The organism is Paenibacillus sp. sgz302115 (genome assembly GCF_056120445.1).
This window is the reverse complement of record NZ_JBVYOK010000001.1, coordinates 381,625-395,589: the sequence shown is the minus strand read 5'-3', so window position 1 is coordinate 395,589 and position 13,965 is coordinate 381,625. Positions and strand designations below refer to the sequence as shown.

15 protein-coding genes are annotated in these 13,965 nt (G+C 49.4%); 5 read left to right on the top strand and 10 right to left on the bottom strand.

Going from position 1 to position 13,965, the window contains the following annotated elements; genetic code table 11:
* The first annotated feature begins 306 nt into the window (after positions 1-306).
* Both AC0LWN_RS01770 and AC0LWN_RS01765 read left to right on the top strand, forming a co-directional pair.
* A complete protein-coding gene (locus AC0LWN_RS01770; protein ID WP_474662927.1) occupies positions 307-2,271 on the top strand; it encodes a serine hydrolase domain-containing protein in 1,965 nt (654 codons plus the stop codon).
* A 343-nt stretch (positions 2,272-2,614) separates the two neighbouring features.
* Positions 2,615-3,043 (top strand): hypothetical protein, encoded by a 429-nt coding sequence (locus AC0LWN_RS01765; protein WP_474662926.1) that lies wholly within the window; start codon positions 2,615-2,617, stop codon positions 3,041-3,043.
* A gap of 220 nt (positions 3,044-3,263) precedes the next feature.
* On the opposite strand, the gene AC0LWN_RS01760 is transcribed toward AC0LWN_RS01765, so the two are convergent.
* The 5 genes from AC0LWN_RS01760 to AC0LWN_RS01740 form a co-directional block, all read right to left on the bottom strand.
* A complete protein-coding gene (locus tag AC0LWN_RS01760; protein ID WP_474662925.1) occupies positions 3,264-3,755 on the bottom strand; it encodes a DMT family transporter in 492 nt (163 codons plus the stop codon).
* A 133-nt stretch (positions 3,756-3,888) separates the two neighbouring features.
* Positions 3,889-4,593 carry a Crp/Fnr family transcriptional regulator gene (locus tag AC0LWN_RS01755; protein WP_474662924.1) on the bottom strand — a complete coding sequence of 235 codons (705 nt, stop codon included), beginning with the start codon at positions 4,591-4,593 and terminating at the stop codon, positions 3,889-3,891.
* A 15-nt stretch (positions 4,594-4,608) separates the two neighbouring features.
* A complete protein-coding gene (locus tag AC0LWN_RS01750) occupies positions 4,609-5,034 on the bottom strand; it encodes a DMT family transporter (RefSeq protein ID WP_458965387.1) in 426 nt (141 codons plus the stop codon).
* Positions 5,035-5,173: 139 nt separating this feature from the next.
* On the bottom strand, positions 5,174-5,575 hold the full coding sequence (locus tag AC0LWN_RS01745) for an NUDIX hydrolase (RefSeq protein ID WP_474663552.1): 402 nt from the start codon (positions 5,573-5,575) through the stop codon (positions 5,174-5,176).
* A 95-nt stretch (positions 5,576-5,670) separates the two neighbouring features.
* On the bottom strand, positions 5,671-7,644 hold the full coding sequence (locus tag AC0LWN_RS01740; protein ID WP_474662923.1) for a GTP-binding protein: 1,974 nt from the start codon (positions 7,642-7,644) through the stop codon (positions 5,671-5,673).
* A gap of 177 nt (positions 7,645-7,821) precedes the next feature.
* On the opposite strand from AC0LWN_RS01740, the gene AC0LWN_RS01735 reads away from it, so the two are divergent.
* From AC0LWN_RS01735 to AC0LWN_RS01725, 3 genes are all read left to right on the top strand, one after another.
* On the top strand, positions 7,822-8,025 hold the full coding sequence (locus tag AC0LWN_RS01735; protein ID WP_458965383.1) for a TOBE domain-containing protein: 204 nt from the start codon (positions 7,822-7,824) through the stop codon (positions 8,023-8,025).
* 153 nt (positions 8,026-8,178) lie between these two features.
* Entirely contained in the window at positions 8,179-8,745 is a 567-nt protein-coding gene (locus AC0LWN_RS01730) for a GNAT family N-acetyltransferase (protein WP_474662922.1), read from the top strand.
* 98 nt (positions 8,746-8,843) lie between these two features.
* Entirely contained in the window at positions 8,844-9,881 is a 1,038-nt protein-coding gene (locus tag AC0LWN_RS01725) for a hypothetical protein (RefSeq protein ID WP_474662921.1), read from the top strand.
* A gap of 13 nt (positions 9,882-9,894) precedes the next feature.
* On the opposite strand, the gene AC0LWN_RS01720 is transcribed toward AC0LWN_RS01725, so the two are convergent.
* The 5 genes from AC0LWN_RS01720 to AC0LWN_RS01700 all read right to left on the bottom strand — a co-directional run bounded on the left by AC0LWN_RS01720 (position 9,895) and on the right by AC0LWN_RS01700 (position 13,894).
* Positions 9,895-10,359, bottom strand: a complete 465-nt coding sequence (locus tag AC0LWN_RS01720) for a YoqH family protein (RefSeq protein ID WP_474663551.1) — start codon at positions 10,357-10,359, stop codon at positions 9,895-9,897.
* A 272-nt stretch (positions 10,360-10,631) separates the two neighbouring features.
* Positions 10,632-11,804 carry an alanyl-tRNA editing protein gene (locus tag AC0LWN_RS01715; RefSeq protein ID WP_474662920.1) on the bottom strand — a complete coding sequence of 391 codons (1,173 nt, stop codon included), beginning with the start codon at positions 11,802-11,804 and terminating at the stop codon, positions 10,632-10,634.
* A 28-nt stretch (positions 11,805-11,832) separates the two neighbouring features.
* On the bottom strand, positions 11,833-12,597 hold the full coding sequence (locus AC0LWN_RS01710) for a TSUP family transporter (RefSeq protein ID WP_474662919.1): 765 nt from the start codon (positions 12,595-12,597) through the stop codon (positions 11,833-11,835).
* A 169-nt stretch (positions 12,598-12,766) separates the two neighbouring features.
* Entirely contained in the window at positions 12,767-12,943 is a 177-nt protein-coding gene (locus AC0LWN_RS01705) for a hypothetical protein (protein WP_458965379.1), read from the bottom strand.
* 234 nt (positions 12,944-13,177) lie between these two features.
* On the bottom strand, positions 13,178-13,894 hold the full coding sequence (locus AC0LWN_RS01700) for a YebC/PmpR family DNA-binding transcriptional regulator (protein WP_474662918.1): 717 nt from the start codon (positions 13,892-13,894) through the stop codon (positions 13,178-13,180).
* Between the last annotated feature and the right edge of the window lie 71 nt (positions 13,895-13,965).

Genomic DNA, 13,965 nt, shown 5'->3' with positions numbered 1-13,965 from the left:
TACCTGCCAAAGAGGCGATAAGCGCTTTATGGTCCGTTAGCTCGGATAAATGTACCCCTTTCGTGAAAATAAGGGCCTTACAGTCCGTAAGGATCAGGAGCTACATAGAGTCCATCGGCCCTTAAGATATTATTAATAATTGGCTTAAGCTCTTCTTATGTTTTCGTTTCTATACTTGGTCTACAAGGAAAGGAGGCCAAGACGAAGATGCAAGAGTATGTGCTTCAAACGAAACAGGAATAGTCCAACGGCCTTTGAGTTATTTGGCGCTACTGTAATCCATTATTCGTGAAAAGGAGAGTTACAATGAAAAAAATGATCCCGCTCATTCTCGCTGCCGCTCTGCTGGTTCCATCCGCTGTTGCAGCGGCAGCTCCAGAAAAGAATGCTTCCCCCGTCAACCTCAACAAGGCCGAAATCGAAGCATTTGCGAAAACTTTTTTTCAGCAAAAAGAAGTAAAGGACCAGCTTGCAGGCGCTGTTCTCGTCGTCGTGAAAAACGGGCAAGTCCTGCTGAATGAAGGGTATGGCTATGCGGATATCGGCTCCCACAAACCGTTCGATTCCGATAAAACCGTCTTCCGCGTGGCATCCGTATCCAAACTGTTTACTGCTGTAGGGATTATGCAGTTGGCTGAAAGCGGAAAACTGGACCTGAACAAGGATGTTCAAGCCTATTTACCGGATGTTCAAATCCCGAATAAAACCGGGGCGCCGCTCACTTTGAAACATCTAATGACTCACACGGGCGGGTTCGACGCAGGTACCGCAGAAGATCCCCAAAAAACATATTCGCTAAAAGACTATATCAAGGAGACCGTACCGACCGTCATCACAAAGCCTGGCGAAGTGTACAACTACAATAACTACGGCTATGATTTGCAAGGATATATTATTGAAAAGGTATCCGGTCTTCCATTTGAAGAGTATATGATGAAGAACTTGTTTGCGCCTCTCGGCATGAGCAACAGTGATTTCATCTTCACCGATAAAGTCAAGAAAGCGATCGCTACTCCCTACAATAGTTCGCTTAAGCAGGCCCAGCAAATCGTCAATGTACCGGTTAACATGCCGGCCGGCGGTATGTTTTCCACTGGAGCCGATATGTCCAAGTTTCTTCTGGCCATGCTGAACGATGACCCGGCAAGCAACCATCGTATTCTGACCGAGGCTTCTATACGTGCGATGGAACAGAATAGCGTTACGATTCACCCTAAAGTTCCAGGAGCCGGCTACGGCTTGGAATCGAACTATACCAAATATTACAACGGGTTCAATGTCGTAGAGAAAGGCGGCGATTTCCCCGGCTTCCATTCGAACTTATGGCTGCTGCCTGATGAGAAGACAGGGGTTTTTCTCGTTTTGAACAGCGACAAAGGCAATTTGCGCCAGCCCTTCTTCGAGCAATTCATGAATCGTTACTTCCCGAAAAAGGGACAAGCTCCGGCTTTCGTGCAACCGGAACCGACCAGGCAGCAGTTGCTTCGCTTCGAGGGAAAATACCGCGATGTGCGCAGTCCGGGATGGAGTTATGATATTTCGGCCGTGGACGGATCATTGGTCGTCAAAGCTCCTTCGGGTAATCATACTTTGCGGCAAGCGGACGACTTACTTTTCTATGACGAAGAGGGAGTTGCCGCCGGATTTAAACCGGACGCCGACGGGAACATCCTTTACTTTGCTTACAACAAGCCTGGCAGTTGGTCGGTGAAGTCCCCCGAGATGCCCAAATTCAATGACGTACCCGATGACCATCCTTATAGCCAATACATTTATGAGCTCACTCAATCGGGAGCCATCCAAGGAGGTTCCGGCAGTTTTGAGCCAGGCAAGCCGATCTCCCGCGGCCAATTCATAGCTATGCTCGTCCATTTATCCACTTATCCGCTTTCTCAGAAACCCTCGTCTTGGGCAGATACGAAAGGAAATCAAAACGAGGCATATATCCAGACAGCACACGAAATTGGCATTGTTAATGGATATACAAACGGAACGTTCAATCCTGACCAGCCGATCACTCGTGAAGAGGCGGCAACCCTTGTCTGGCGATTGGTCAAAATTGTCTTGAGCGCCGCCCCAGTGCAAGCCGATTTGAAAGGCCCGCACTCTTCTTGGGCAGCTGAAGGCCTGCAGTTTGTCGTAGGGAAGCGATTGTTCGGCCCCGATGTACAGACATCTTCAACAGGTCCGGTAGACTACAGGCCGAAAGATATCATGCTCAAGCAAGAAGCGGCTGCATTGCTCAGCCAGCTCCTGAAGTCAATTCGATAAATTGAAAGGTAACTGAATTGTATATTCAGACGGATCGAATCGTGAGGGTTCCGATCCGTCTTTTCGTAGTACGCCCAGCATGCCACCTTGTGATCGATTGGTGTTGAACTATCCTGCACGTTCACTCAACGAAAGGCTGCTTAAGTGGCTGCCCTTTCAATATTTAGCCATAGTTTCCCGAGGGAGCTTAATTTATCTAATTCAAAGTTGAGTCGGTCATTATATATTTCTATTTCGGTGCGTATTAACCTGTCAATACGCTACCCCATTTAGTTAAATAGTACAAGCAACTTTATAATTTCAGTCATATTTTACAGTATCAAGAAACGAGGAGGTGAAAATAATGTCAATTCAATTTTTAGATCAACGAATTTCAGTTATTTCTCAAGGTGCAGCAATTGCGATTCCTGATACACCATTACTAGTTGGAGATATTGGCCTGCAAACTGCTGGAGTCTTACCTGAAAATGCAAGCAATGTTCGAGTAGAGCTAAATGCGATGATCATTCTTACAGCTTTAGGTGCTGCAAGCAGTTACAGAATTCAAATTTTAAGAGAGGGAACTGCACTTTTTACTGCCGATTATCTTGGAGCTAACTTAGCAAATGTCAACCCACCTTCCTTTACTGTTACTGATTTTCCACCAAGCGCACAAGTTTTAACCGGTCAAGTACGTTACACTTTTACGATTCAACGTACTGCAGGAACAGGTGGTACAGTTCAAGGTGCATTCTTCGGCGGTACAGCAGCTGCTGGTAATTTCACAGGTTAATAGCCACTCGACATTTGCCGAGCGGCAGATGTGGACAAGGGTTTTCCTAGATCCTCCTTTATGAATGCTGAGACTGGCCCATAAGCGGATTTTTCCTACGAATGAGACAGCCCTACCATTCTAAAGCAAAAAAACAGCAGAGCAGCGATTCGACTTTTCTTGGAGGATCGCTGCTCTGCGTTTTTGGTCATTGACGGAATGTCCAGCCTGCAATCCTCGCTTACTTTACATTCACTACCTGCTGTTTGGCCGGCTTGGATGACTCCTGCGGTTCACGCCCGCCGCCTAATTTGAACACCAGGATTCCGCCGACGATGACCAGTACGCCAATCAACTGTTTAGACGTAAATGGTACCTTGGTCAAACCCAGCCAGCCCAGAGAATCCCATAACAGCGCAAATCCGAGCTGTGAGGTTAGGACGATGGAGATTGCATAAGTGGGACTCAGAAGCTTGGTGGCTTGCACCAGACAGATTACCACGCCTACACCAATCATTCCGCTGAACCAATACCAGGGCTGCATATGCTGCAGCGTGAACATATTCCCCCCTTCCATAATCAGCCCCATCGCCAGAGAAGCGATAAACCCCATGCCCAGCACCAGCGTGGTAGTAGACCAGGAGCCTGTATGCTCATTAACCTTGCTGTTAAAAATGTTCTGCAGACTGACAAGCGAACCGGCGATAAGCGCCAATAATAGCCCTATTAACATATGTGTCACTCCTAAAGTTTTGTATTAGCATGGCCTCACAGAATAGACTTCGTACAAAACTCGCTTCGGAAGCATAATCTTTTTTCAGCATAAGACCGAAAGCATACGCTTAGTTTCGTATTAACCTCACTACTCAAGTGGGCTCATAAATATTGCGGCTGGCCAGCTCACTGAGTCCGGCTCTGTCTTTTATCAGAATGAGTCCATTGCTGCGCTCAATCAGGCCTTCCTGGCTTAGCTTCTGAATCACCCGGTTCAAATGCCGGTAGCTCGTGCCAATGAAATTCGCAGTATCGACCAGGCTAATCGTATTCAGTTGCCCGGTAAAGTTAGGATCGGACTCATCATAGAAAATGGACAGCAAATAGCTGGCGAGCCGCACCTCCACCGGATGCATCAGATTCATGCTGAGAAAGTTGGACTTCCGGTAGAACTTCTGTGTAATAATCTCCAGCATAAAATGCAGCAGCGGCGGATGATCCTTGCCGTATTTTTTCAGCCAGCGGTACTCAATACAGAGCATATGCACCGGAGATACAGCCTCCACGGTATTGATCATTTCTGTACCCTGAATATATTCAACATCGCCGATCAGCTCCAGTGGTGATTTGAAGGAGATGATCAGCGTCTTACCTTCCGGTGTAGTGGTAAATATTTTGAGCTTCCCTTTAACCAGGACGTAGAGGTTCCCGGATGGATCTCCTTTGGAGCAAATATGCTCCCCTTGGGCGAAGCTGTATAGGTGCAGATGTGCCATCAACTGTTCATTGAACACAGGTTCGATGGAATACGCCTTTAGATAGGCCTGAAGCTGCTCCGTATCTTGAATTTCTTTCATGGTCCGCTCCTGCAATCAAAATTTTAAAATCACCACTCCGGCAATCATCATGCCGATCCCGATAAATTGCGGCAGCCGCATCTTCTGCTTCGCCACACCGAACCAGCCGTTGATATCAATGACAAAGGTTAGGCAGAGCTGGGCAATCAGCAGTGCGGAAATAGTCAGCGTAACACCGATGCCCTGTATTGCCGTCACTTCACTAAAAATAACAAATGCGGCAAACGCGCCGCCGATCAGATATAACGGATTAACCTGCTTGAAGCCCTGTTTCTTCCCGTCCCGAACGAACAGCAGAATGAGCAGAGCCATTACGAACCCGGTAAACTGGGTAACCGTGGCCGCTTGCCATGTGCCGATATCCTGGCTGATCCGCGCATTGGCCACCCCCTGCAGTGTAATGCAGGCCCCGCCCAAGAACGCAAAAATAATCCCTCTCATAACTTCTCTCTCCTCTATCTTAATCTCTGCTTTAATTAAATGACATATTCGGATTTTGCGGTAGGACATATGTCCTGAACCTAAAAACAACAGCTTTGCGGATCATCCTGCAAAAAAGATAAAACCCGCCTCAGCGGGTCTACAATAAAAGCTTCATTTCGTGCAGCCTGTCAAAAATGATCCGGCTAACCGCCGAGATATGCTCCCGGTCCTTATAAGTAAGCCAGGCAATGTCCTCAATTTCCGATTCCGGGGTTAAGTCTCCGGTGTAGCCGGCGGTGTAACAAGTCATTTTAACCCGCACACCCTCTGCTTTGCCATGCGCCTCCGCTTCAAACGTTCCAAAAAGTGATACCGTATCCGGCAGGATGTCCACGGACAGCTCTTCTTTTACTTCCCGAATCAAGGTTTCGGTATCTGACTCTCCAGGCTCTCTTTTTCCTCCGGGAAAATAATAAGTATCCTTTCCTTTGGAGCGCGCGCCAAGCACCCGTCCTTCTGCAACCACGATCCAGGCAATTTTATCTATAATCTCTGTCATTTCCAAGCTCAATCCTCCTCAAGCACTCTCTGTTCTTATTCATTAAAAAGCATATCCGGGATATTCGGAAGGACATATGTCCTTAGCTCCGCAGCTCAGTCATTTGGCAAGAGGTCATACTTGATATGCATATGTTCCAGTGCTTCATCCCAAGGTACGGAATAGGCTTGTCCTTTGGCGCAAAAAATCGAGGCGGAGGTGTAGGCCGGATCGGCATTTTTATTGTAATTTTTAAGCCGGATTACTGCCTCCGTCTGGTGGCACGGCTGATAATCCGCTACCCTCAGCGACAAAGCGCCTTTGCCCTGAGTCATCGAAGCAAGACGTACCGCATAATTCATGAAAGTGGCTACAGGAGCCTTACCGGTAATGACCGCTTTGCTGCCAATAATTTCAGGAGGTGCGAAGCTGCCGCTGGCCTGTTGGATGTCCGTCATTACTTTGCCCAGATCATCGGTGTCAATCGTGATTTTAAGGTCATATATAGGCTCCAGCAAAATATTGTCCGCTTGCTCCAGACCCTGCCGCAATGCCCGCAACGCCGCTTCACGGAAATCTCCGCCGTGGGTGTGCTTGTTATGCGCTCTGCCGCTCAGCAGCGTAATCCGCAGATCGGTAAGCGGAGAGCCGGTGAGCAGACCATGATGCCCGCTCTCCAGCAAATACTGTTCAATCTGATGCTGATACCCAGCCGCCAAGTCATCGGGATGGCACTGGTTGAGAAATACAATACCGCTGCCGCGTTCACCCGGCGCAAGCTTAAGCAGCACCTCGGCATAATGCTTGAGCGGTTCAAAATGTCCGCAGCCATACACCGGAGCTGAAATCGTCTCCATATAGAGAATTTCCGGCGGGCCAAAAGTGACCGGAATCGCAAAGCGTTCCCGCATAATCTGCTCCAGAATCTCCAGTTGAATCTGACCCATTACATGGATGTGCAGCTCCTGCACCGCCTCGTCCCAGCTTACATTCAGGGAAGGATCTTCAGCGCCCAGCAGCGCAAAAGAATGCAGCACCTCCTTCAGGTGTACAGGCGGCTCAAACTGCACTTTGGATTTCAGCGTCGGAATGAGCTCACTGCCAACGCTGCCCGGCAATGCCCCGACGCCCTCCCCTGGCCTTGCAGCCGACAATCCGGTGACCGCAAACAATTCGCCAGCTGCCGCCCAGTCAGCCGAAGTATATTTAAGTCCGCTGTATTTGCGGATTCCGGTAATCCGTTCGCACTGCGGATCATGAGCCGCACCAGACGTCAGCTCTTCCCTTACTTTGAGTACTCCCTGCAGCGCTTTAATATATGTAATCCGCGTCCCCTTCTCATCATGGCGGACCTTGAACACTCTTCCGGCAAATGGCGGCTGAGCATCATAATCGGTTGTGGTCAAAGCTTCCAGCCTGCGCAGAAAACTATCTATTCCAATATCCAGCAGTGCAGAGCCTTGCATGCAGGGGAATAGCTTGCCCGACCGGACCATTTGGACCATCGCTTCATGCCAGGCTGAGTCAGACATAGAGCCTTCAAAATAAGCGTCGAGCAGACGGTCTTCGCGTTCGGCCATGAACACTTTAATGTTTTCAGGCAGTCCTGTCTTCTCCGCCTCCGGCAGCATCAATGCATCGCCGCTAAGCTGATCGCGGATTTCCTCGAAGACACGCTGCGGGTCAGCTCCGGTCCGGTCGATTTTGTTAATGAAGAAAAATGTCGGAATCCGGTGCTTGCGCAGCAGCTGCCAGACGGTCTCCGTGTGGCCTTCTACCCCTTCAACCGCGCTAATGATCACCACCGCATAATCCAACACTTGCAGCGCACGTTCCATCTCCGGTGAGAAGTCGACATGGCCTGGGGTATCGAGCAGAAAAAAACGGGAATTCCCGTAGAGAAATTCCGCCTGGTCGGCAAACACGGTAATTCCCCGTGCTTTTTCAATATCATGTGTATCCAAAAATGTATCCTGATGGTCCACCCTGCCCCGGCTGCGGATAGCCCCCGAATGATAGAGCAGCTGCTCGGCGAAGGTCGTTTTCCCGGCATCAACATGTGCGAGCAGACCAAGCGTAATATTTTTCATAAAGTGCTGTATATCCTTCCTGCTTCAGATTTCAGAGATTAAAAGGAAATTCTTGTCTGCCTAATATATATCTAGTATGATCGAATTACATTTAAGCACCTTTCACCAACAACATCCAAGAACGACAATATAGATTTCCTGCCTGTTATTATCATAACCGAAAGGAAGGATTAGTCTATGAAAATCAGTGCCAGAAACCAGTTCGAAGGTAAAGTAATCTCTATTGAAGAGGGACAAGTTAATGCCAAGGTTGTGGTAGATACCGGGGGCCAGCGAATCACATCCATTATCTCCGTGGAAGCGCTGCATGATCTTGAACTGAAGGAAGGCTCTAACGTCACGGCAGTTATCAAGGCCTCTTCCGTACTGCTCATGGCTTAGTTCGCAGGAATCTGTGGCAGGGCAGCAGTCAAAAAGACCTGAACTTCGGCGGATGCCGGGTTCGGGTCTTTTTGCACTTTAAATATAAAACCATTGCCCCATTTTGCTCCCCCCGCTTCGCTCTGCTATGATGTTGCTGGAGGCGACTTGAACATGAAACTGGAATTCAAAACTTATGATCAGTGGGATGATGCACTGTGGGCAACCATCGAACCGCTCTACCAGGAAGCCTTCCCGCACGGAGCCAAGCCGGTGAACATCCTGAAGGCGATGCTGGACCGGAAAATAGCCCGGCTCCATGTCGGGTACCAAGACGGCCGGCTCGCTGCGATGGCAATCACAGGGCTTAGCGGTTCCGCCGGGGAACGGCTGCTGATTATTGACTATATGGCTATATCTGCGGAGCTTCGCGGACAAGGCCTCGGAAGACAGTTCCTGGAGCAGATCCGTGACTGGTACGTGCGCGAGCATCATATCCAGGGAATTCTGATTGAGGTCGAAGCCGGCGGTACGGATGAGGATGCCGCGCGGGTGCATTTCTGGGAGCACTGCGGTTTTATCGCTACAGATTATGTACACAAATATATTTGGGTGCCTGAGCCTTACCGGGCGATGGTGCTGCCAATCAGCAAGGATTTTACCATCACGGATGATGGGCAAAGCTTATTCCGCCGCATTACCGATTTTCATATGAAATCCTTCCGCAAGAGCGGCGGCTAGGCTATAGTAAATTATATTCTACTAAAGGGGTGCAGTAAGTGCAGTTTGAACATCTAAATTTCCCAAATCTTATTCCCGGCCCGGGAGCAATTGTTGCCATGCAGGCATTAAAAGGGCGTAGAGAGCATGACGTGTCATTGCTTGCGCTAGATCAAAACTGTGACCTCTGGAAGCTGGAGCTGCATACCGGGAACGCGTTCAAGCTGCTGCATGTGAGTATTCCTGATCTGAACCCCCTTCATCCCGTCCAGATTGAAATCTCTCCAGATGAGAGCTTGGCTGCAGTGTCCAACAGGTTCGGCCTTCATGCTGCTCTGTATGATCTGCGTACGTGTCAGCTCGTTATGCCACTGACAAGGGATGATTATCACTTTGAAACCTGTACCTATCCTCTCGCCTTTGTCGAAGCCCGGGGCCGGACACTGCTGATACACGGCACCGAATGGAACCGCCTGGATCTGCTTGATGTTCGTTCTGGCGAGAATCTGTCAGCCCGTCAGACCCCTGTTTATAATGCCGAACACCTGCCAGCACATTATCTTGATTATTTTCATGGCAAAATCCATGTCGCCCCTGACGGGCAATGGATCGTAAATACAGGATGGATCTGGCATCCCATCGGATCGGTACGCTCGTGGAATCTTCCCTCATGGATCGCGAACTGCTGGGAATCTGAGGATGGGCCAACCTTGCAGACGCTTGGGGAGATGATGGAGGATTGGGATCAGCCTGCTGCCTGGATAGATCCGTGGACCATCGCAATTTGGGGGCAACTGGCATCAGGTATGTACGATGAGGACGAGCTGCTTGAGTATAGCGGAGACGAGGATACTTATATGCTGGCTATTTTTGATGTGCGGACTGGTGAGCGGAAGAAGCTGTTTACCGGGGTGCCGGCTTATCGCACGAAACCTTTAATTGAAGGTGTCTTTTATCATCCCCACGGCGGGCTCGCGGCAGTAAAAGGCAAGCTTGCGATGTGGGGACCGGACAACGGTTTGTTGGTCTGGAATCCCGATACCGGTGAACTGGAGGCCTCCGATAGCAGGCTTTGCCTGGATTTCTACCATCCTTATGCCGGGATATTCCTCGCACTAGATGAATCAGGCCGCTTTACCGGAACCACAGTAGGCTGATAGCTGAAAGAACTCAATTACATTTCTTCATAGAATTCTCCAGCACTGCCGGGCCTAAGGTATTTGTTCTGGAATTAGACAGACGAACCTGCACTACGGCACGCTCAAGTGCGCCAGAGATATCATCAATCCTGCCAGCCCAGGTCGGGTTTTGGGTGTCATCTGGTGTAGGATATAAATTGAATCGCCAACTGATTTCGCCAGGGACCTGAGCGAAGCCTTCATACCTGTCGTAATTGCCCAAAGACGCCGGGGCCGGCAAGTATTGTGCATGAATACTCAAGCTTGTCCTCTCGCCGCCATAATCCCTTTTGACACGGTACGCGAGGGCCACTCCTTTTGCGTTGATTGGCATATTTGGTTTGGCGTCAAGGATAAGGCTGCATGGATACTTGCTTTCTTGCGGTGCGGCTTGCATTTTTACTGGCAGGATCAGGGGGAGCAGCAGCAGGCTCATTACAATCAACAGCTTTTTGATGGTAAGCTCTCCTTTTTTTGATGGATATTCTCCCCTCCTTGCTCCAAGATATACGGGCCGATACGATAATTCCCCCCAAAAGTGGAAACGGCTACGCCGTCCTTAAAAGAAGCCTATGCTTCCGAAGCAGCGATACTCCGTATCGCTTTCAGGTATCCGTTTCAGCGAGAAATATAAGGGTAAAGGATAGCGGGAAACTTATACTTTCTATATTTTTAAAAAAGGCGCTCCCGGACTAATCCAGGAACACCCGTATTGCACTGTATTACTCCTTAAATCGAGCTTTTAGCAAGCTCATAAAAACCAAACGCACTCTCCCAGGCAGGGAACCCGGCTTGCGCCATTTTGTCGCTGCCGCCGCCTTTCCCCTGGAACTCGCCAAGGTTCGCTTTGAAGAAGGTTCCGCAGGAGAAGCCTGTGCTGCCGCTGCACGCCAGCACTACCTTGTTCTCCGCAGCGGTCAGCAGCAGCACGGGAAGCTCAGTAGAAGCGGTCAGCTTGACTGCCAAGCTCTGCAAATCCTTGAGTGATTTGTCTTCAAAAACATGGGCAATCACGCGTGCCCCCGGCTCCTGGGCAGATAGTAGCTCCTGTGCCACATAACCGTCGTTTTTCTCCTTAAGTGTAGCCAGTTCCGTCTGCAGCAGCTTCTGCTCGGCTTCCCACTTCTCAATACGGTCAAGGATCTCATCCTTGCCGGTATTGAACTTGGCGGAAAGTGCGCCGAGAATGCGCTGATTATCATTACATTCATCCAGCGCGCGCCCTCCGCATTTGAAGGTAATCCGAATGTTGCCCTTCATCTTCTCCACTCTCAGCAGCTTGATCATCCCTATGCTGCCTGTTGAGGAGACATGCGTCCCTCCGCATGCGTTATATTCTACACCCTCAATTTCAACAATGCGGATATTCTCAGTCACCTTGGGCAGCTTGACCAGAGGCAGGCGGATCATTTCCTCCGCAGTGACGTTATAGCTGACGATGCTATGGTTCAGCACAACCTGACGGTTGACCTCTTTCTCTACTATAGCCAGTTGCTCCGGCGTAAGCTCAGACAGCTCGATATCAATCGTGTCGTAATCGTTGCCCAGGTGAAAGCTTAAAGTCTTGGCCTGGCACAGCTCAAGGAATACCGCCGAGAGCAGATGCTGGCCGCTATGCTGCTGCATATGGTCGAATCTCCTGTCCCAGTCGATCCGGCAGCTCACCCGGTTCCCGTCAGGCAATGACTCTACCTTATGCAGCACCTCATCATCTTCGAGAATTACGTCAAGCACCGAAATTCCGCCAATGGTTCCGGTATCACACGGCTGTCCGCCCCCATGCGGATAAAAAGCCGTCTCCTCCAGCACCAAATACACTCCGTCTTCCCTTTCAACCACACTGTTGATTTCCGTTTCCCACTCCTGCAGATAGGCGGATTCGTAATACAGCTTCTTAGTCATATTCAGGTTCCTCTCCCCGTCTCTGTTCTTAATGCATCGTATCCCATATTTGCTTACCAATCAAGATAACCGTAACCATAATAAAGAGCGGTCGAATATAGCTGGCCCCTTTACGGATAGCGATTCTCGAACCGACAACAGCTCCGGCGACCATCGGTATTCCCAGGAGGAGACCGTAATACAAACTGACCGAACCAACAAAGGCAAACGTCAGCAGGCTTGCGATATTGCTGGCGAAATTGAGCACCTTGGCATTGCCGGCGGCAGTTACGAACTCGAAACCGAGCATGAGAAAAGCAAAGATCAGAAACGATCCGGTTCCAGGACCGAAAAAACCATCGTAGAAGCCGATAACCAAGGCGACAGCCATGCCCGTCAGGGTTGTTTTTCTGCTGTCCCCGGAGAAGGTGGAAACGTCGCCCCATGATTTTTTGAATAAAGTATAGACCGTAATAATAACAAGCATCACAATTACCAGCGGCTTCAGGAACTCCGAGGGAACCTGACGGACAGTAAGAGCGCCAGCCACTGCCCCAAGGATGGAGAATGGGACCAGTACCTTAACCAACCGAAAGTCAATCTTCCCGGAACGTACAAAAGAGGCCGTGCTGGTGAACGAACACAACGTTCCGGCCAATTTATTGCTGCCGAGCAACAAATGAAGCGGAATACCTGCAGACAGAAGAGCGGGAATCCCGATCAACCCACCGCCCCCTACTACAGAATCAATCACTCCCGCCAAAAAACCACAAATCACCAAAACTGTAATCATCCCTATACTGCCATGATCCATGCTGCGCAAATCCTCCCGCCAGAGTGTCAGAGTCCTTCAAACAAACTCCAGCATACACAATTTTGGCGGTGTGTACCATAGCTTTATATTTTCCGTATAAAATAAAAAACAGTGACAGGTTCATCCCTGCCACTGCTTCATCTTGAACTCCTCTTCACACGCCTAACGGCTACTTGTAGGTGTTCTCTTCGGTTTTCTTGTACGTCGTTCGTTCATCCCGGAGCGATTCCTTGCGGATGTCACTCTTTTTCTGCTCCATTTGCTGTGCTTCCTGGCTGGTCACCGGGTTTTGGTCAAGCTCCTTGACCGTGTTGATCAGATTCTTGTCCGGCTTGGTATGATCCATCGCTGTATTGCCTCCTTATTAGGTCTGGTCATTTCAGCTTATTGTGGCAATTTGCGGGGAAGATTATACTCCAAGTGGAAACGGCTACGCCGTCCTTATAAGGACAGTATCCGTTTCAGCGAGAAATATAAGGATAATTTATAGTGTGAAACATATAAATCCTTATATTTCAAGAAAAAACCGGACAAGCAAATGAAGCATCTGCCTGTCCGGTTGCAGTGGATAATGATTCTATTATTCCGAATCCACGTTGTGGTATACCTGCTGTACGTCGTCCAGTTCCTCCAAAGCGTCGATCAGCTTCTCGAACTGGGCTTCGGCATCCTCAGGAAGGGATACATAGTTCTGTGGAAGCATGGTCAGCTCAGCCACGGTGAATTCTGTAATTCCGGCAGTACGGAAGGCTTCCTGCACGGTATGGAACTGGTCAGGCTCGGCGTAGACGATAACCGCTTCATCTTCTTCCAGCACATCGCGCACATCCACGTCCGCTTCAATCAGCAATTCCATGACTTCGTCGGCGGTTTTACCTTCCACCCCGATAACAGCCGTTGGCTCGAACATATAGGTTACTGAACCGCTGACCCCCATGTTACCGCCGTTCTTGCTGAATGCGGAGCGCACCAGAGGGGCTGTACGGTTGACGTTGTTAGTCAGCGCATCAATGATAATCATCGAGCCGCTTGGACCAAACCCTTCATAACGCAGCTCCACATAAGTCTCATCTCCGCTACCCTTCGCTTTATCCAGTGCCCGGTCAATGATTGCCTTAGGCACATTATACGTTTTGGCGCGTTCCAGAACGACCTTCAGCGCCCGGTTCGATTCCGGATCAGGTTCGCCCTTCTTCGCAGCTACATAAATCTCTACGCCAAATTTGGCATAGACCTTACTTGTATTGGCATCCTTGGATGCCTTCTTTTCCTTAATATTATTCCATTTACGACCCATATTGTTCCCGCTCACTTTCCAACATTAATTAAAAACAGTCCTATTTATTATACCTCTGTTCGTTATATCCC

Excerpts from the sequence above, each read along its gene's own strand:
- AC0LWN_RS01770 (WP_474662927.1), top strand. The coding sequence starts at position 307 with ATGAAAAAAATGATCCCGCTCATTCTCGCTGCCGCTCTGCTGGTTCCA.
- AC0LWN_RS01765 (WP_474662926.1), top strand. The coding sequence starts at position 2,615 with ATGTCAATTCAATTTTTAGATCAACGAATTTCAGTTATTTCTCAAGGT.
- AC0LWN_RS01760 (WP_474662925.1), bottom strand. The coding sequence starts at position 3,755 with ATGTTAATAGGGCTATTATTGGCGCTTATCGCCGGTTCGCTTGTCAGT.
- AC0LWN_RS01755 (WP_474662924.1), bottom strand. The coding sequence starts at position 4,593 with ATGAAAGAAATTCAAGATACGGAGCAGCTTCAGGCCTATCTAAAGGCG.
- AC0LWN_RS01750 (WP_458965387.1), bottom strand. The coding sequence starts at position 5,034 with ATGAGAGGGATTATTTTTGCGTTCTTGGGCGGGGCCTGCATTACACTG.
- AC0LWN_RS01745 (WP_474663552.1), bottom strand. The coding sequence starts at position 5,575 with ATGACAGAGATTATAGATAAAATTGCCTGGATCGTGGTTGCAGAAGGA.
- AC0LWN_RS01740 (WP_474662923.1), bottom strand. The coding sequence starts at position 7,644 with ATGAAAAATATTACGCTTGGTCTGCTCGCACATGTTGATGCCGGGAAA.
- AC0LWN_RS01735 (WP_458965383.1), top strand. The coding sequence starts at position 7,822 with ATGAAAATCAGTGCCAGAAACCAGTTCGAAGGTAAAGTAATCTCTATT.
- AC0LWN_RS01730 (WP_474662922.1), top strand. The coding sequence starts at position 8,179 with ATGAAACTGGAATTCAAAACTTATGATCAGTGGGATGATGCACTGTGG.
- AC0LWN_RS01725 (WP_474662921.1), top strand. The coding sequence starts at position 8,844 with ATGCAGGCATTAAAAGGGCGTAGAGAGCATGACGTGTCATTGCTTGCG.
- AC0LWN_RS01715 (WP_474662920.1), bottom strand. The coding sequence starts at position 11,804 with ATGACTAAGAAGCTGTATTACGAATCCGCCTATCTGCAGGAGTGGGAA.
- AC0LWN_RS01710 (WP_474662919.1), bottom strand. The coding sequence starts at position 12,597 with ATGGATCATGGCAGTATAGGGATGATTACAGTTTTGGTGATTTGTGGT.
- AC0LWN_RS01705 (WP_458965379.1), bottom strand. The coding sequence starts at position 12,943 with ATGGATCATACCAAGCCGGACAAGAATCTGATCAACACGGTCAAGGAG.
- AC0LWN_RS01700 (WP_474662918.1), bottom strand. The coding sequence starts at position 13,894 with ATGGGTCGTAAATGGAATAATATTAAGGAAAAGAAGGCATCCAAGGAT.